Raw genomic sequence first — 17,004 nt, forward strand, 5'->3', positions numbered from 1 at the left:
TTCGGGCGACCAGGAGTGACACTTCGCGGGTCAGGCGAGGACCACCGAGACCGTTGCCGGCTCACGATCCCCGACGGTCACCGACGTGCCCTCGGCACCGTCCTGGACCGAGTACGACGTCGCCAGCGTCTCCTTGGCGATCAGGTCCTCGTGCGCGGTGGCGGCGGCGAGCACTGCCTTCGAGCCACCGACGGTGAGCGAGATCCGGTCGGTCACGTCGAGACCGGCGTCGCGGCGGGCCTGCTGGACCGCGCGCACCAGGTCGCGGGCCAGGCCCTCCTCGGCCAGCTCGGGCGTGACGACCGTGTCGAGCACGACGAACCCGCTGCCGGCCAGCATGCCGGTGGCCGTGTCCCCCGACTCCGATCCGACGACCGTCTCGAGGGTGAACTCGCCGGCGACGAGCGCCAGTCCGCCAGCGGTGACCGTCCCGTCCTCGGCGACGCCCCAGTCGCCGGACTTCGACGCCTTGATCGCGGTCTGCACGTCCTTGCCGAGGCGCGGGCCGGCGGCACGGGCGTTCACGGTCAGCCGCTGGGAGACGCCGTACGACGCCGCCTCGGCGGAGTCGGCACCCAGCAGTCGGACCTGCTTCACGTTGACCTCGTCGGCCACGATCGAGGTGAACCCCTCGAGCGCCGCCGGGTCGTCGACGACGACCGTGAGCGACCCCAGCGGCAGCCGGTTGCGGAGCCCGCCGGCCTTGCGCAGCGCCGACGTCGCCGAGCAGATCTCGCGCACCTGGTCCATCGCCGCCACGAGCGCGTCGTCCGCCGGGAGCGCCGCAGCGTCCGGCCAGTCCGCGAGGTGCACCGAGCGACCGCCGGTCAGGCCGCGCCAGACCTCCTCGGTCGTCAGCGGCAGCAGCGGCGCGATCGCGCGGCACACGACGTCGAGCACAGTTGCGAGCGTCTCGAACGCCTCGGCCCTGCCCTCCCAGAACCGTTCGCGCGAGCGCCGGACGTACCAGTTCGTCAGCACGTCGAGGAACCCGCGCGTGGTCTCGCAGGCGTCGGCGATGGCGTAGTCGTCGAGCTCGGTGGTGAGCTGCTCGACGTACGCCTTCGTCTTCGCCAGCAGGTAGCGGTCCAGCACGTCGCCCGAACCCACGTCGCCCCGGGCCTCGTAGCCCTCGGCGTTGGCGTAGAGCGAGAAGAAGTACCAGGTGTTCCAGAGCGGGATCATCACCTGGCGTACGGCGTCGCGGATGCCCTGCTCGGTGACGATCAGGTTGCCGCCGCGCAGGATCGGGCTGGCCATCAGGAACCAGCGCATCGCGTCGGCCCCGTCGCGGTCGAACACCTCGCGCACGTCGGGGTAGTTGCGCAGCGACTTGGACATCTTGTTGCCGTCGGAGCCGAGCACGATCCCGTGGCTGATGCACGAGGAGAACGCCGGCCGGTCGAAGAGCGCCGTCGCCAGGATGTGCAGGGTGTAGAACCAGCCGCGGGTCTGGCCGATGTACTCGACGATGAAGTCGGCCGGGAAGTGCCCCTCGAACCACTCCCCGTTCTCGAACGGGTAGTGCACCTGGGCGAAGCTCATCGAGCCCGAGTCGAACCACACGTCGAGCACGTCGGCGACCCGGCGCATCGTCGACTTCCCGGTCGGGTCGTCGGGGTTCGGCCGGGTGAGGTCGTCGACCCACGGCCGGTGCAGGTCGGGCTCCCCAACGCGGTTGCGCGGCAGGGTGCCGAAGTCGCGCTCGATCTCCTCGAACGAGCCGTAGACGTCGATCCGGGGGTACGTCGGGTCGTCGCTCTTCCACACCGGCACCGGGCTGCCCCAGAACCGGTTGCGGGTGATCGACCAGTCGCGGGCGTTCTCGAGCCACCGGCCGAACTGGCCGTGCTTGATGTGGTCGGGCACCCAGCGGATCTGCCCGTTGAGCTCGAGCATCCGCTGCTTGAACTTGGTGACCTCGACGAACCAGGACTCGACGCCCTTGTAGATCAGGGGCTCGCGGCAGCGCCAGCAGTGCGGGTAGGAGTGCGTGTAGGTCTCGCGGCGCAGCAGCACGGTGCCGGGGGTGACCGACCCGGTACGGGCCTTGAGGTCGTCGATGATGTGCAGGTTGGCGTCGAAGACCAGCATCCCGGCGTACTCGTCGACCGGGTGGGTGAACCGGCCGTCCTTGCCGACCGGCATCACCGGCTCGATCTTCTCGCGGTCGGTGACCTCCTTGTCGACCTCACCGAACGCGCCGGCGCTGTGCACCAGCCCGGTGCCGTCCGTGGTCGTGACGGCCTCGTCGGCTGGGACGACGCGGAAGGCGTTCTCGTGGCCCTCGAAGTAGCGGAACGGCGGGGCGTAGGTCAGCCCGACGAGCTCGGCACCCTTGCCGCGCCACACGACGTTCGGCTCCTCGCCGAGCTCGCGGGAGTACGCCGGCAGCCGAGCCTCGGCGAGGACGAACCGGTCGACGCCGTACTCCTCGACCATGACGTAGTCGATGTCCGACCCCACCATCACAGCGAGGTTGCTCGGCAGCGTCCACGGGGTCGTCGTCCAGATCAGCAGCTTGGCGCCGGCGAACGGGCCCTCGGTCTGCACCTCGAAGCCGACGGTGACCGAGGGGTCCTGGCGGTCCTGGTAGACGTCGTCGTCCATCCGCAGCTCGTGGTTGGAGAGCGGCGTCTCGTCGTTCCAGCAGTACGGCAGGACCCGGAAGCCCTCGTAGACCAGGCCCTTGTCGTACAGGCTCTTGAACGCCCAGAGCACCGACTCCATGAACTCCGGGTTCATGGTCTTGTAGTCGTTGTCGAAGTCGACCCAGCGGGCCTGGCGGGTGACGTAGTCGCGCCACTCCCCCGTGTACTTGAGCACCGACGCCCGGCAGGCGTCGTTGAACTTGTCGATGCCCATCTCGACGATCTCGTCGGTGGTCTTGATGCCGTTGAGGCGCATCGCCTCGAGCTCGGCCGGGAGACCGTGGGTGTCCCAGCCGAACCGCCGCTCGACGCGCCTGCCGCGCATCGTCTCGTAGCGCGGCACGATGTCCTTGACGTAGCCGGTCAGCAGGTGGCCGTAGTGCGGCAGGCCGTTGGCGAACGGCGGGCCGTCGTAGAAGACGAACTCGTTCTCGCCGTTCGCACCGGGGTCACGCTGCTCGACGCTCGCCCGGAAGGTGTCGTCCTCGGCCCAGTAGGCCAGGACCCCCTCCTCGATCGCGGGGAAGCGGGGGGAGGACGGCACGCCCTTGCCGGGGTCGGTGCTGTCGGTGGTGACCTTCGGGTAGGCCATCGGTGTGCTCCTGCGGTCGGTGTCATCGGGCCGCAGGGACGACTCTCGCCGCGGTACCACCCTGCTTGCCGCCCACCCCGGTGACGGAGTCGTCGACCACTCAACGTCGGCTGTGACGGGCCTACCCGCCGGGGTCTACTTGCCTTCGCTGGTGCTCGGGCTTTCTTCCCGGGGCTCGCCGCTGATGACGGCTCAAGCGCCTGTGGGAACAAGGGTACGGCGTCGCGTCGCTCGACCGCCAACCAGATCAGTCCCGCAGTGCCTGCCGCAGGTCGAGGGGTACGACGACGCCGGCCAGCTCGCAATCCGGTTGCCCGGGTGTCGACGAGCCACCAAGGTGTCGGCATGCCAGATCTGTGGACAGACCCGGAATCCGACCCCCGCACCTACGACAACCCGCAGGGCGAGAAGGCGACCTACCAGGAGTACCTCACCAACTACCGCCTGACGCTGCGGATGAAGGGCGAGGGGCTGTCCGCCGAGCAGCTCGCCCTCCGGTCGGTGCCGCCGAGCAACCTGAGCCTGCTCGGCCTGGTCCGGCACATGGCGGCCGTCGAGCACAGCTGGTTCCAGCGGGTCGCACAGGCGACCGGGGAGAAGCCGATCTACTGGACCCCCGACGACCGCGACCACGACTTCAACGGGGCGGTCGGCGACGACGAGACGGTCGAGGACGCCTTCAGCACCTGGCAACGCGAGATCACGAAGGCCGACGAGTGGTTCGCGTCGGTCCCCGAGGCCGACCTCGGGCGGGAGCTGTCCAGGCCGGACGGCGACGTCGTCAGCATCCGCGACATGGTCGTGCACATGATCGAGGAGTACGCCCGGCACTGCGGGCACGCCGACCTCCTTCGCGAGTGCATCGACGGGCGCACGGGCCAGTAGATCCGTCGGGGCCGTAGACTCGTCCCACGTGACTGCTGCATGGGGCTTCGGCCTGACTACGACAACACAGAACGCCGCTGACACGGTGACTGCTCAGGTGCTCGACACCTGGTTCCCGTCGCCCACCCTCGGGGAGAAGCCCGCGGACGCCACGGCGCCCGACGAGCTGGTCGCCCTCCAGGGCAGCGACAAGGTTCGGGCTGTCGAGACGCGCGTGACGCTCGTCGAGATCGCCGATCTCTCCGCCCCGCCGGCGACCACGCCCGACGTGTGGCTGCGGCTGCACCTGCTCTCGCACCGACTGGTGGCGCCCCACGAGATCAACCTCGACGGGGTCTTCGGGCTGCTGACCAACGTGGTGTGGACCAGCGCCGGCCCGTGCGCGGTCGACGGCTTCGAGCTGACCCGGGCCCGGCTGCGCGGTGCGGGCGAGATCGTCGCGGTGTACGGCGTCGACAAGTTCCCGCGGATGGTCGACTACGTGCTGCCGACCGGTGTCCGGATCGCCGACGCCGACCGGGTGCGCCTCGGCGCACACCTGGCCGAGGGCACGACCGTCATGCACGAGGGCTTCGTGAACTTCAACGCCGGCACGCTCGGCAGCTCCATGGTCGAGGGCCGGATCTCGGCCGGGGTCGTGGTCGGCGACGGCTCCGACGTCGGCGGCGGCGCGTCGATCATGGGCACCCTCTCCGGTGGTGGCAAGGAGGTCATCTCGGTCGGACGACGCTGCCTGATCGGCGCCAACGCGGGTGTCGGCATCTCGCTCGGGGACGACTGCGTCGTCGAGGCGGGCTGCTACGTCACCGCCGGGACCAAGGTGCTCGTCCACCTGCCGGGAGCCGAGCCGAAGGTGATGAAGGCGCGCGACCTGTCCGGCGCCAACAACGTCCTCTTCCGCCGCAACAGCCAGACCGGCGCGGTCGAGGCGGTGCCGTGGCAGGGCGAGGGCATCGCCCTCAACGCGGCGCTCCACGCCAACTGAGCGCGCGGGGCGTGCTCTCACCGCGCAACCACCCGTCCCGGAGACTCGAAGCATGAAGGGACGTGCCGTCGCGATCATCGTCGGGCTGACCGCGATCGCGATCTTCGCCGTCGTCGGCGTAGCGATCTTCAACGCGGTCGACGACATCGTGTCCGGTCCGGACGGAGACTGCACCGCAGTGGTGTCGAACCACGAGGTCGAGATCACGGGCGAGCAGGCGGAGAACGCCACCTTGATCGCGTCGATCGCGATCGAGCGTGGGCTGCCCGCCCGGGCGGTGTCGATCGCGCTGGCCACCGCGTTCCAGGAGTCGAAGCTGATCAACATCGACTTCGGCGACCGCGACTCGCTCGGCCTGTTCCAGCAGCGCCCCTCCCAGGGCTGGGGCACCGAGGAGGAGATCCTCGACCCCGTCTACTCGACCAATGCCTTCTACGACGCCCTGGTCGAGGTCGACGGTTACGAGACGATGGAGATCACCGAGGCGGCCCAGGAGGTGCAGCGCTCGGCGTACCCCAGCGCGTACGCCGACCACGAGGAGGACGCCCGCGCGCTCGCGTCGGCGCTCACCGGCTACTCCCCCGCGACGTTCAGCTGCGACCTCGACGGCGGCGCGCCGTCCGCCGACGAGGACCTCGTCGACTCCGGACTCACCGCCCGGGCGGACAACGTCCGCGAGGACCTGCTGACGCGGTACGGCGCCCTCGACGTCGGCGGCTTCGCACCCGGCGGCGTGACGAACGGTCACATGGAGGGCTCGGCGCACTACGAGGGCCGCGCGGTCGACATCTTCTTCCGTCCGGTCAACGAGGCCAACCGGACCCGCGGCTGGGCGGTGGCGCACTACCTGGTCGGCAACGCCGCGCGCCTCGACATCCGCACCGTCATCTTCGACGACCGGATCTGGACCGCCGGCCGCGACGGCTGGCGCGACTACGACCCGCCCGAGAGCTCGGGATCGCAGGAGATCCTCGAGCACCGCGACCACGTCCACGTCGACGTGTTCGGCTGAGCGGGCCCGGTCAGGCGAGCAGGGCGACCGTCGCCACCGCGGCCACGGCGACCGCGGACAGCAGCCACTGGACGGCGGTCAGCAACCGCGACGGCTCGTCGCCGGGCTCGGGCTCGACCTTCCTGACCGCGCCCCACACCATCCGGGCCAGGAGTACGACAGCGAGGCCTCCCAGCGCGCCTGCGGTGGTCCAGTAGCGCGACCCTCCGAGGTGCACGAACGGCTGCGAGAGCAGCGCGAGCAGCCCCAGCTTCACGAAGACGGCGACGACCTGGTCGCCGTACCGCCGCCGGCTGACGACGAGCAGCGCCAGCGCAGCGAGCCACGAGACCGGCCGGAACATCCACAGGCTCACGTCGCGGGCCACCCACTGCCACACCCCTTCGTCGTGCGGGGCGTCCGGCGGCTTCAGGATCGCGCCGAACCCGTCGATGTTGCGATAGCGATCGAGGTTGTCGACGACGTCCTCTGAGTAGCTCCGGGGCGTCACGTCCTGACGGGCGTACGCCGACATCTGGCCGAGCACCGTGACCTCGCCCTCGCCCGTGGCCCGGGCGACCTCACGCGCGTAGCGGACCGGCGCGAACCACACGGTGCTACCGGGGTCGCACGGCCCGAAGCACACCTGCTCCCGGTCACCGAACGTGTTCGCCATCGCCGTCGGCACCGTGGTCGTGGTGATGATCCTGTCGCCGAGCGCCGCCGATGCGCCGATCGACCACGGCACCAGCAGGCCGACGAAGACACCGCTGGCGACCGCCAGCGAGATCACCGACCCACGGGCGCGCTCCCACCCGCCGGACCGGACCAGCGTCCACAGCAGCACGCCCGCCGCGGCGACGGCGATGAACGCGACCGCCAGCACTGCGCTGGACCGCAGGTAGACGACGGCGATGCCGAGGAACCCGAGCAGCGCGCCCTCGGCGAGCGACGGGCCGCCCTCTCCGGCCCGTCCGGCCGTGACCACCTCGAGCAGCCGGCCCAGGAGCACCACGAGAACCAGACCGGCCAGCAGGTCGCCGTACGCCGTCAGCGACAGCAGGACCCAGACCGGCACCATCGCCGGGAAGATGCAGAGGGCGATCGCGAACGGCCGGCCCAGCGCGCGTCGTACCTCCACGACCGCGACCACGAAGACCGCGCCCGACACGAGTCCCAGCCACATCCGCGCGAGCGGGTCGCCGGCGTCGGGCACCAGGAGGTAGAGCGGGGCCAGGACGAGGCCCATGCCCGGCATGAACCACCCGCTGCCGACCAGGTCGCGGGACAGCTCGCTGCCGTCGGGTGCGTTGAGCCCGGCGAGGTCGCGGACCAGGTTCGCGATCGCGCAGCCCGCGTCGCGGTAGGCCACCTCGTCACCACGGAGCGGAAGGTCAGCGACCCGGTTGAAGAAGATCACCTTGAGCGCGAGGGCGACCACGACGAGCACCGTGAGCACCGGGGTCGGCGCGCAACGGCCGGAGGATCCGGGCGCTCATCCGTACGCCGTCGACGGGGCCCAGTCGGCCGGGAAGCGCTTGGTCGTGCGCGGGTTGAGGCAGTCCGGATCGTCGCTGGCGAGCTTCACCACGGGGAGCTCGAGCTCGACCGTCCCGCGGACGATCGAGTCGGGCGGCAGGTTCTCCAACGGGGTCACCGATGCAGCGCGGCGGGGCAGCCCGGCACGGTCGAGAGCGGCGTCGAGCCGTTCCCGCACCTCGGCCTCGTCGAGCTCGTCCCAGTGCAGGACCAGGTGCCGCTTGCCGTCGAGGTCGCCGTCGGAGCGGACCTGGTAGGGGAAGTCGAGGGTGAGCCCGTCCGGCAGCGGGTAGCAGCCGAGCGCGATCGTGTCCGGCGGCAGGTCCGGCCGGTAGTTGCCCGTCGGCTCAGCACGGCCGACATGGGGGCTCACCAGCACCGCGAGCGCGCACACCGCGCCGGCCACCCACCGCATCACGCGGGTCACCGTACCTGCCGGTCGGGCGGGTTCCGCTCAGGCCTGGCGCCGACGCGTTCGCGAGCCTTGGAAACAAATCTGGAACTTCCGGGAACTGGGACGCCCCCGGGCTGCATCCACACCCCAGAAGCCGCGATCGAGAGATCGCCCCCCAACCCGAAGGAGAAGTCCCATGTCCCTCTTCACCCGCACCGCCGCCGTCTCCCTCCTCGGCCTCGCCTCCGCAGCGGGCCTGGCCATCGGCACCGCCGGCACCGCAGCCGCCGCTCCCACGGTGGCGTCCACGGTGACGATCCAGGCCGCGGGCACGGACCTGTTCGGCAACGTCAGCAGCACCCACGCGGCCTGCGAGGCCAACCGCACGGTGGTCGTCTTCAAGCAGGTCGGCACCCGCGGCGGTGGCGACGACATCCGGTTCGCCTCCGACGGCACCGACAGCGACGGCGACTGGAACACCGGCAACACCGGCACCGAGGGCAGGTTCTACGCCAAGGTCAAGCGGACCGACCTGTGCAAGGCGGACTTCAGCCCGACCATCCGCGCGACGCGCTGACGGGCCATGCGCTCCCGCGCTCAGCGCGGGAGCGCGTGGGCGGTGAAGAACCGCCAGATCACCTTGCTCGCCCCACGCGGCCAGGTGTGGCCCATCCCCTCGACCCGGTAGACCACGTGCTCGCTGCCTTCGCGACACTGCGCCACGGAGCGGCGGGTCGGCCGGGACGAGAAGGTCACCTCGGTGACGCTGGCGGGTCCGCACCCGGCGGCGCGGGCCCACTGGCGGTTCACCTGGTCGAAGATCGACTCGAACTCGTCCTCCCTGCCCTCGACGGCGATCAGCGGCGCCGGACCGCGCAGCGTGATGTCCTGGTCGACCCCACTCACCGGGGCGAAGGCGGCGATCCGGTCGGACAGGGTCTCGGCGAGGAGGTAGGTCGTGGACGCGCCGAGGGAGAAGCCCGCGGCGTAGATCCGGCGCTCGTCGATGGGCCACAGCCCGGCCAGGTGGTCGAGGAGCACCGGGATCTCGGCGGTGGCGTCGGCGAGGTTGTCGGGGTAGACGACGAGGAAGCCCTGGTCGTCCGCCAACGGGTCGAGGCGCGTGAGCCGCACCATGTCGTCGGGGCTCCCTCCCGAGCCGTGGAAGACGAGCACGAGCGGCATCGGCCGCCCGCGCTCGACCGACGGCGGGGCGTGCAGCAGGTAACGGAGCTGGTAGTCATCGGGCAGGTCGACGGCGAGCAGGTGATCGCCAGCGACCGGCGCAGCCGGGTCGGCCGACGGGGTCGTCGTGTCGAGGGCGAGCGACGGCGCGGTCGGCGGATCATCCGGCTGGGGGCCGGGATCCTCCTCGCCGGCGCACGCCGACAGCAGCAACAGCAGGACTCCGAGCAGCGACAGCCGGCGCATCTGCCGACCGTATCCGGCTACGCCAGTGCTGCCAGCCGGCTCGCGGCGGCGGCGATCCGCTCGTCGGTGGCGGTGAACGCCACCCGGACGTGGTGGGAGCCGGCGGCGCCGTAGAAGGAGCCGGGCGCGACCAGGATGCCCAGCTCCGCGAGCTCGGCGACGGTGGCCCAGCAGTCCGGTCCGTCCGGACCGCGCGTCGCCCACAGGTAGAGCGACGCCTCGGAGTGGTCGATGGTGAATCCCGCGGCCTCGAGGGCGCTCCGGAGCGTGGCCCGGCGCGCGGCGTACCGCTGGTGCTGCTCCTCGCTGTGCCGGTCGTCGGCGAGTACGGCGGCCAGCACCCGCTGTTGCGGGCCGGGCATCTGCAGCCCGAGGTTCTTGCGCACGGCCAGCAGCTCGGCCACGACCGACCGGTCGCCGGCGACGAACGCGCACCGGTAGCCCGCCAGGTTCGACCGCTTCGACAGCGAGTGCACCGCGAGGATGCCCTCGTGGCTGCCGCCGCAGACGTCGGGGTGCAGCACGGAGTACGAGGCCGTGTCCCAGCTGCACTCGATGTAGCACTCGTCCGACACGAGGAGCACACCCCGCTCGCGGCACCAGTCCACGACCTTCTTGAGGTGCTCCTTCGGGAGCACCCGCCCGGTCGGGTTGGACGGGGAGTTGATCCAGAGCAGCCGTGGCGTCTCCGGACCGAGCGCCGTCAGCGAGTCCGACACGCGGGTCCGGGCACCGACCAGCGCGGCGCCGACCTCGTAGGTCGGGTAGGCCAGCTCGGGATAGACGACGAGATCGTCCGGACCGATCCCGAGATGGAGCGGCAGCGACGCGATCAGCTCCTTGGAGCCGATCACGGGCAGCACCTGGTCGATGTCGAGCCCGGTCACGCCGTGGTAGCGCGCGAACCAGTCGACGACCGCCTGCCGGGCCTCGGGCAGCCCGATGGTCGTCGGGTAGCCCGGTGAGTCGGCGGCCGCCCGCAGCGCGGCCTGCGCGACCTCGGGCGTGGGGTCGACCGGCGTACCGACCGAGAGGTCGACGATGCCGTCAGGATGCGCGCGAGCCGCGTCGGCGTACCCCCCTGGACCGGCCAGCTTGTCCCAGGGGAAGTCGGGAAGCCGCGCGGAGACCGGGACGATCAGTGCGCGTCCTGGTTCTGGGGCGGGAGCGCGGCGATGAACGGGTGGTCCTTGTCGATCTCACCCATCTTGGCGGCGCCACCGGGCGAGCCGAGGTCGTCGAAGAACCCGACGTTGGCGTCGTAGTAGTCCTTCCACTCCTCCGGCGTGTCGTCCTCGTAGAAGATCGCCTCGACGGGGCAGACCGGCTCGCACGCACCGCAGTCGACGCACTCGTCGGGGTGGATGTAGAGCATCCGCTTGCCCTCGTAGATGCAGTCGACGGGGCACTCGTCGACACAAGCACGGTCCTTGAGGTCGACGCACGGCTGAGAGATGACGTAGGTCACCGGGTTCCTCCTGATGACTGCGGAACGGATGCGAACACGAAACATGTTCGTGTTCGCGGTCAGCCTAGTATCCCGGGGGTGACGGCCGCGCACGACCCTCAGGATCCGGGACAGCATCTTCTCGGGCCGCACGTCGTCGGCCAGCGCGTCGTCATCCGGAGACTGCTCCGGGGCGAGACCGGACCGAGCGGTGGACCGGCGATGACCGACCTGCTGGGCACCTGTCTCGCCTGGGGCGACGGCCGCTGCGTCGTGCAGCCCGAGGAGGGCGAGCCGGTCGAGATCGCGATCGCCGACATCGTCTCCGGCAAGCCGGTCCCACCCCGGCCCTCGGTCCGGATGCGGGTCTCGGCGCGGGACGCCGAGCTGCACACCGCGTCCCTGTGGGCGACGGTCGAGACCACGGCCCTCGGCGACTGGGTGCTGCGCACCGACACCGCGCCCATCGGTCGGCCGCGGCGGCGCGGCAACTCGTGCCTGGCGATGGGTGATCCCGGCATCCCGTTCGACGAGGCCGCCGCGGCGGTGCGGGCGTTCTACGACCAGCGCGGACGGCCGCCGTACGTCCAGGTCGAGGCCGGCTCGCCCGAGGAAGCCGCGTTCGCGGCCGCCGGGTGGCAGCACGACCCGACCGGTGACGCCGAGCACCGACTCGCGTCGCTCACCCAGGTACGACGCCGCATCGGCCGGGTGCCCGACCTGGCGTCGCTGGTGGCCGACGGGCCGCGGGCGGTCGCGACCATCACCGATGGTGGGGCGACCTGGGCGCGGGGCGAGGCGGCCGTCGACCGGGACTGGATCGGCGTCCACGCCATCGAGGTCGATCCCGCCCACCGACGTCAGGGACTGGCGACCGCCGTGCTCGCCGAGCTCCTCTCCTGGGGTGCGGAGCAGGGCGCGACCACCGTGTGGCTCCACGTCGAGACCGACAACGCGCCCGCGCTCGCGTGGTACGACGCCCTCGGGCTGACCCCGCACCACACCTGTTGCTACTACACGCTGTAGCGGTATTCTCCGACGATGGAACGCCCGGATCGCGCGCTCCCCGTCCGTCGGATCCGCTTCCGCTATCCGCCCGGCTCGCTGCGCCAGCACTACGTCGAGGACGACCTGATCATGAGCCACGTGGTGGCTGTGCTGTCCGCGACGTTCCCGCCCGGCGAGGACTTCTTCATCCGCTCGGTGCGGCACTACTCCGACAAGATCAAGGACCCGGTGCTCAGGGAGCAGGTCCGCGGCTTCATCGGCCAGGAGGTCACCCACGGCCGTGAGCACCGCGAGCTCAACCGGCGGCTCCAGGACATGGGCTACCCGACCCACCGGGTGAGCCGGTTCGTGAAGTTCGTGCTGGCCGACGCGACCAAGCGCGCGCCGGCCAAGCTCTGCCTGTCCTACACGGCGGCGCTCGAGCACTACACCGCCACCATCGCCGAGTGCCTGCTCGACAAGCCGGCGGCGCAGCAGCTGCTCGGCGACACCGAGGTGCGCAACATCCTGCTCTGGCACGCCCTGGAGGAGACGGAGCACAAGGCGGTGGCGTTCGACGTCTACCGGGCGGTCGGCGGCTCCGAGCTGGTACGACGCATCGGGTTCGTGATCCAGACCGTCGGCCTGATCGGCCTCGTCATCATCGCCACCGTGCTGTCGATGCTCGGCGACCGGGCGACGTACAACCCGGTGCGGCTGTTCCGCAGCATCCGGCGACTGCGGCACTCACCGTTCCTCGAGGCGGACGTGGCGCGCAACCTCGCCGACTACCTGCGCCGCGGCTTCCACCCCTCCGACCACGACAACGAAGAGCTGCTGCGCACCTGGACCGAGGAGCTGTTCGGCCCGGAGGGCAAGCTCGCCGACCACCTGCACTGACCCGTCAGAGCGCGCCGAGAACGGCGAGCCGCTCCCCCTCGACCCGGTAGGTCGTCCAGTCCTTCATCGGACGTGCGCCGAGCGCCTCGTAGAACCCGACGGCCGGCGTGTTCCAGTCGAGCACGACCCACTCGAACCGCTGGTAGCCGCGGTCGAGGGCGATCCGCGCGAGCGCGACGAGGAACGCCCTGCCGAACCCGTGGCCGCGGTGCTCCGGCTCCACGAACAGGTCCTCGAGATAGATGCCGGGAGCACCGGTCCAGGTCGAGTAGCTGCGGTACCAGACCGCCACCCCGACCACACGACCGTCGAGCTCGGCCACGAGCGCGGACGCGACCGCGTCCGCGCCGAAGAGCCAGCGCTCGACCAGCTCCGCGGTGTTCGCCACGGCGTCGGGCTCGCGCTCGTAGGTGGCGAGCTCCCGGACCAGCCGCAGGATGTCGGCAGCGTCTTCGACGGTGGCTTCCCGGATGCCGGCGGGGAGCTCGAGCGGGTCAGCCACGGGCCAGAAACGCCAACAGGTCCTGCCGGGTGAGCACGCCCACCGGCTTGCCGTCCTCCTGCACGAGCACGGCGTCGGCGGCCTCGAGGAGCGCGACGGCGTCGGTGGCGTCCTCGGTCGAGCCGATGGCCGGCAGCGGCGCCGACATGTGCTGCTCGACCGAGTCGGTGAGCCGGGCACGGCCCGCGTAGAGGGCGTCCATGAGGGCCCGGTCCGAGACCGACCCGGCGACCTCGGCCGCCACGATCGGCGGCTCCGCCCGGACGACGGGCATCTGGGAGACGCCGTACTCCTGGAGGATCGCGACCGCGTCGGCGATCGTCTCGTGCGGGTGGGTGTGCACGAGGTCCGGCAGCGCGCCGGTCTTGCCGCGCAGCACCTCGCCGACAGTCCGGGAGGTGTGCGGCTGCCCGGTGCTGAAGCCGTACTGCGCGAGCCAGTCGTCGTTGAAGACCTTCGTCAGGTAGCCGCGGCCCGAGTCCGGCAGGAGTACGACGATGACGGCGCCGGCGCCTTCCGGAGTGCCCGCCAGCTCCTTGGCGAGCTGGGCGGCCGCGAACGCAGCCATGCCGGACGACCCGCCGACGAGCATCGCCTCCTCGCGCGCCAGCCGTCGCGTGAACGCGAAGGAGTCGGCGTCGGACACCTCGATGACCCGGTCCGCGACCGTGCGGTCATAGGTCTCGGGCCAGAAGTCCTCGCCGACCCCCTCGACCAGGTAGGGCCGGCCGGTGCCGCCGGAGTAGACCGAGCCGGCCGGGTCAGCGCCGATCACCTTGATGTCCGGGTTCTGCTCCTTGAGGAATCGGCCGACCCCGCTGATGGTGCCGCCCGTGCCCATGCCGCAGACGAAGTGGGTGATCCGGCCCTCGGTCTGCCGCCAGATCTCCGGGCCGGTCTCCTCGTAGTGGGAGCGCGGGTTGTGGGGGTTGGAGTACTGGTCGGGCTTCCAGGCGCCCGGCTGCGAGGCGAGCCGGTCGCTGACGTTGTAGTACGAGTCGGGGTGCTCGGGCGGCACTGCCGTCGGGCACACGACGACCTCGGCGCCGTACGCCTTGAGCACGTTGCGCTTGTCCTCGCTCACCTTGTCGGGGCAGACGAAGATGCACGGGTAGCCCTTCTGCTGGGCGACCATCGCCAGCCCGACGCCGGTGTTGCCCGACGTGGGCTCGACGATCGTGCCGCCCGGCTTCAGCGCGCCCGAGGCCTCCGCGGCCTCGATCATCCGGCTGGCGATCCGGTCCTTCACCGAGCCGCCGGGGTTGAGGTACTCGACCTTGGCCAGCACCAACGGCCCGTTGTCGTCGCCGGCCCCGTCGAGCGAGCGGTTCAGCCGAACGAGGGGCGTGTTCCCGATGAGATCCAGAAGCGACTCGACGTACTCCATGCGCCCAACCTAGACGAGACCTCCATCCGTACAGTGGGCCCGTGACCAAAGCAGCCGCGGCTCGGAAGCTCGCCGCTGCCGCCCTGTACGGCGGTGGCGGCGTCTCCGCACTCGGAGCCGGCTTCTACGGCGTGCTGGTCGCCGAGGCGAAGCTGGCGCGCCGGACCATCGGCGAGGTGCGCGACGAGCCGCCGCCGGACGCCACCGGGTGGTACGGCCGCGGCCGGCCCGGGCCGGCGATCCGGGTCGCGCTGCTCGGCGACTCCGGCGCCGCCGGCTACGGCGTGGAGCGGGTCGAGGAGACGCCGGGTGCCCTGATCGCCACCGGGGTGGCGCGCCACGCGGACCGTCGCGTCTACCTGCGGTCGTTCTGCGTGGTCGGCGCCCGTTCGTCGGACCTGGCAGCCCAGGTCGACCGGGCACTCCCGATCGAGCCCGAGGTCGTGATCATCATGATCGGCGGCAACGACGTCACCCACACCGTGCTGCCGGCACAGTCGATCCGCCACCTGTCGGAGGCGGTACGACGCCTCACCGCTGCCGGCGCGAAGGTCGTCGTCGGCACCTGCCCCGACCTCGGCACCATCCAGCCGATCGCCCCGCCGCTGCGACAGGTCGCCCGGGTATGGTCGCGACGGCTCGCGGCCGCGCAGACGATCGCCACGATCAAGGAGGGCGGCCGGACGGTCTCGCTCGGCTCGATCCTCGGTCCCGAGTTCGCTGCCGCACCGGCGCTCCTGTTCGGACCGGACCAGTTCCACCCGTCCGCCGAGGGCTATCGCGCGTGCGCCAACGTGCTGCTTCCCTCGGTTCTCGCGGCCCTCGACGAGGCTCCGGAGGAGGAGGCCAACCTCGAGAGCTACCGCGGCGAGGGCGTCATGTCGATCTCGCGGGCCGCGTTCCGCGCCGCGAACCAGCCCGGCACCGAGGTCGACGGCAGCGACACCGGCAGGCTCACCGGGGTCCGCGGGCGGCTGGTCGAGCTGCGGCACCGGCGTCGCCGGCCCCAGACGGCCGCCGAGGCACCGGCGGCGTCCGAACCCGAGGCCGCCGAGTCGTCGGTCGCCGACGAGGCCGTCGGCGACGCCAGCTGATATGTAGAGCCTCCTGTCAAGAGGGCAGGGTGAGGCGCCCGTCCCGGTAGTCGGGGCGGGCGCCTCGTGCTTCGCTGCGTCTGAGCTGGAGAGCGTGTCGTTGGCGACGCGCGGGTCATGCTGATATGCGCGGGTTGGCTACCGCAGGACGGTTGTTCGGCTGGAGCGGGAGCGCTTGTCTAGCAGCGAGCGTCGCCCGGCCGGGCCGGACTGCTCATAGCTGAATCGCGGGTCGCTCCACGCGCTGTCACCAGCCCGGTCGTCGCGGCGAAGCAGATCGTGGGGTCAGTCCTCCATCACGGCCAGGGACCAGCACCAGCCCGCGAGTTCACGAGCGATCGCGGTATTGGCCACGGTGCTGCGCTTGCGGCGGTCGATGAACTTCACCCAGCGGTGGTGGAGTCGTCGGTTTCCCTCATCGCCGCGGATCCGGGCGGCAGCTGGTGCGGCGTCCCAGCGCAGGCGCATCGTCGTCCCGATCCTGTAGCGGGGCCGGTGGTGCCAGGCGGCCTCGACCAGGAGTCGGCGGGCGTATCCGTTGCCGGTCTTGGTGATCGATCCTTGGGATCGGGACTGTCCGGAGGAGTGCTCGGAGGGGACCAGTCCGACGAACGAGCCGATCGAGTTGCCGGTGAATCGGTGCCAGTCGCCGATCTCGACCGCGAGCCCGAACCCGGTCAGGGTGCCGACGCCGCGTAGGCAGCCGAGACGGCGAACGAGCGGGGTGAACTCGCTGTTCGCGGCCATCTCCTCGATCGCGACATCGAGCCGGTCCCGGCGGGCCTTGGTTGCGAGCACGGTCTCGTAGTCGGAGTCGAAGGTCAGCCGGGTCGCTCGTTCGGTCAGCTGCGGCTGTGCTTCGTTGCGCAGCCAGATGTCGTGCTTGCCGGTCCAGGCTTTGCCGCCGTAGTAGACGATCCCGTGCCGCAGCAGGAGTTTGGTGAGCCGGTGGCGGGCTCGCATCAGGTCGCTGCGGCATGCCTCGCGGGCACGCACCAGGTCTCGTGCTGCTTCCTGGTCGATGGTCGGGATCGACACGGCAGTGATCTCGTCCAGCCGCAACAGCCGGGCCAGGTGGACCGCGTCCTTGGCGTCTTCTCCGAACTAGAAAATGATCTGGGAAGGCTGCTTGCCGGCGGGGGTCACTGATGGTTCCGGAGGTGGTGCGGGTCGGAGCTGGTGCGGCCGGCGGTGTCGGCGAAGCTGGGGGTGCCGAGGT

15 protein-coding genes and 1 pseudogene are annotated in these 17,004 nt (G+C 71.0%); 7 read left to right on the forward strand and 9 right to left on the reverse strand.

What is annotated here, in order from left to right; genetic code table 11:
* Positions 1-30 precede the first annotated feature (30 nt).
* A complete protein-coding gene (gene ileS, locus D0Z08_RS07215) occupies positions 31-3,243 on the reverse strand; it encodes an isoleucine--tRNA ligase (protein WP_118924090.1) in 3,213 nt (1,070 codons plus the stop codon).
* 345 nt (positions 3,244-3,588) lie between these two features.
* Between ileS and D0Z08_RS07220 the strand changes: the two genes are divergently transcribed.
* The 3 genes from D0Z08_RS07220 to D0Z08_RS07230 are packed head-to-tail and all read left to right on the forward strand — an operon-like array spanning position 3,589 to position 6,125.
* Positions 3,589-4,128: a DinB family protein gene (locus tag D0Z08_RS07220; protein ID WP_118924092.1), complete on the forward strand. Its 540-nt coding sequence runs from the start codon at positions 3,589-3,591 to the stop codon at positions 4,126-4,128.
* Between the two features lie 28 nt (positions 4,129-4,156).
* Positions 4,157-5,113: a 2,3,4,5-tetrahydropyridine-2,6-dicarboxylate N-succinyltransferase gene (dapD, locus tag D0Z08_RS07225; protein ID WP_118924094.1), complete on the forward strand. Its 957-nt coding sequence runs from the start codon at positions 4,157-4,159 to the stop codon at positions 5,111-5,113.
* A gap of 52 nt (positions 5,114-5,165) precedes the next feature.
* Positions 5,166-6,125 carry a VldE C-terminal domain-containing protein gene (locus D0Z08_RS07230; RefSeq protein ID WP_118924096.1) on the forward strand — a complete coding sequence of 320 codons (960 nt, stop codon included), beginning with the start codon at positions 5,166-5,168 and terminating at the stop codon, positions 6,123-6,125.
* Positions 6,126-6,135: 10 nt separating this feature from the next.
* Here D0Z08_RS07230 and D0Z08_RS07235 read toward each other — a convergent pair whose 3' ends face one another.
* Both D0Z08_RS07235 and D0Z08_RS07240 read right to left on the reverse strand, forming a co-directional pair.
* Positions 6,136-7,545 (reverse strand): hypothetical protein, encoded by a 1,410-nt coding sequence (locus tag D0Z08_RS07235; protein ID WP_182481210.1) that lies wholly within the window; start codon positions 7,543-7,545, stop codon positions 6,136-6,138.
* 54 nt (positions 7,546-7,599) lie between these two features.
* Positions 7,600-8,061: a hypothetical protein gene (locus D0Z08_RS07240; protein ID WP_147381356.1), complete on the reverse strand. Its 462-nt coding sequence runs from the start codon at positions 8,059-8,061 to the stop codon at positions 7,600-7,602.
* Between the two features lie 172 nt (positions 8,062-8,233).
* Between D0Z08_RS07240 and D0Z08_RS07245 the strand changes: the two genes are divergently transcribed.
* Positions 8,234-8,614, forward strand: coding sequence for a hypothetical protein (locus tag D0Z08_RS07245; RefSeq protein ID WP_118924102.1), 381 nt, complete (start codon positions 8,234-8,236; stop codon positions 8,612-8,614).
* Between the two features lie 20 nt (positions 8,615-8,634).
* On the opposite strand, the gene D0Z08_RS07250 is transcribed toward D0Z08_RS07245, so the two are convergent.
* Genes D0Z08_RS07250 through fdxA form a run of 3 tightly spaced genes read right to left on the reverse strand, consistent with a single transcriptional unit; the run spans position 8,635 to position 10,936 of the window.
* The gene (locus D0Z08_RS07250) at positions 8,635-9,468 is read right to left on the reverse strand and encodes a CE1 family esterase (RefSeq protein ID WP_118924104.1); all 834 of its coding nucleotides are present in this window, start codon (positions 9,466-9,468) and stop codon (positions 8,635-8,637) included.
* Between the two features lie 17 nt (positions 9,469-9,485).
* A complete protein-coding gene (gene dapC, locus D0Z08_RS07255; RefSeq protein ID WP_118924106.1) occupies positions 9,486-10,610 on the reverse strand; it encodes a succinyldiaminopimelate transaminase in 1,125 nt (374 codons plus the stop codon).
* Positions 10,607-10,936, reverse strand: coding sequence for a ferredoxin (gene fdxA, locus D0Z08_RS07260; RefSeq protein WP_118924108.1), 330 nt, complete (start codon positions 10,934-10,936; stop codon positions 10,607-10,609). Before fdxA ends, dapC begins: the two co-directional genes overlap by 4 nt.
* Positions 10,937-11,014: 78 nt before the next feature.
* Here fdxA and D0Z08_RS07265 point away from each other — a divergent pair, with 78 nt between their 5' ends.
* Positions 11,015-11,941, forward strand: coding sequence for a GNAT family N-acetyltransferase (locus D0Z08_RS07265; RefSeq protein ID WP_118924110.1), 927 nt, complete (start codon positions 11,015-11,017; stop codon positions 11,939-11,941).
* Between the two features lie 15 nt (positions 11,942-11,956).
* A complete protein-coding gene (locus D0Z08_RS07270; RefSeq protein ID WP_118924112.1) occupies positions 11,957-12,802 on the forward strand; it encodes a metal-dependent hydrolase in 846 nt (281 codons plus the stop codon).
* Positions 12,803-12,806: 4 nt separating this feature from the next.
* Here D0Z08_RS07270 and D0Z08_RS07275 read toward each other — a convergent pair whose 3' ends face one another.
* The gene (locus D0Z08_RS07275) at positions 12,807-13,304 is read right to left on the reverse strand and encodes a GNAT family N-acetyltransferase (protein ID WP_245993732.1); all 498 of its coding nucleotides are present in this window, start codon (positions 13,302-13,304) and stop codon (positions 12,807-12,809) included.
* On the reverse strand, positions 13,297-14,691 hold the full coding sequence (locus D0Z08_RS07280) for a cystathionine beta-synthase (protein ID WP_118924114.1): 1,395 nt from the start codon (positions 14,689-14,691) through the stop codon (positions 13,297-13,299). Before D0Z08_RS07280 ends, D0Z08_RS07275 begins: the two co-directional genes overlap by 8 nt.
* Before the next feature lie 41 nt (positions 14,692-14,732).
* Here D0Z08_RS07280 and D0Z08_RS07285 point away from each other — a divergent pair, with 41 nt between their 5' ends.
* The gene (locus D0Z08_RS07285; RefSeq protein ID WP_118924116.1) at positions 14,733-15,785 is read left to right on the forward strand and encodes an SGNH/GDSL hydrolase family protein; all 1,053 of its coding nucleotides are present in this window, start codon (positions 14,733-14,735) and stop codon (positions 15,783-15,785) included.
* Positions 15,786-16,070: 285 nt separating this feature from the next.
* Here D0Z08_RS07285 and D0Z08_RS07290 read toward each other — a convergent pair.
* A pseudogene (locus D0Z08_RS07290) lies at positions 16,071-16,868 on the reverse strand (IS110 family RNA-guided transposase); the annotation flags it as partial.
* Positions 16,869-17,004: the final 136 nt, after the last annotated feature.

The organism is Nocardioides immobilis (genome assembly GCF_003515065.1).
In the GTDB taxonomy this organism is placed as follows: Bacteria; Actinomycetota; Actinomycetes; order Propionibacteriales; family Nocardioidaceae; genus Nocardioides; species Nocardioides immobilis.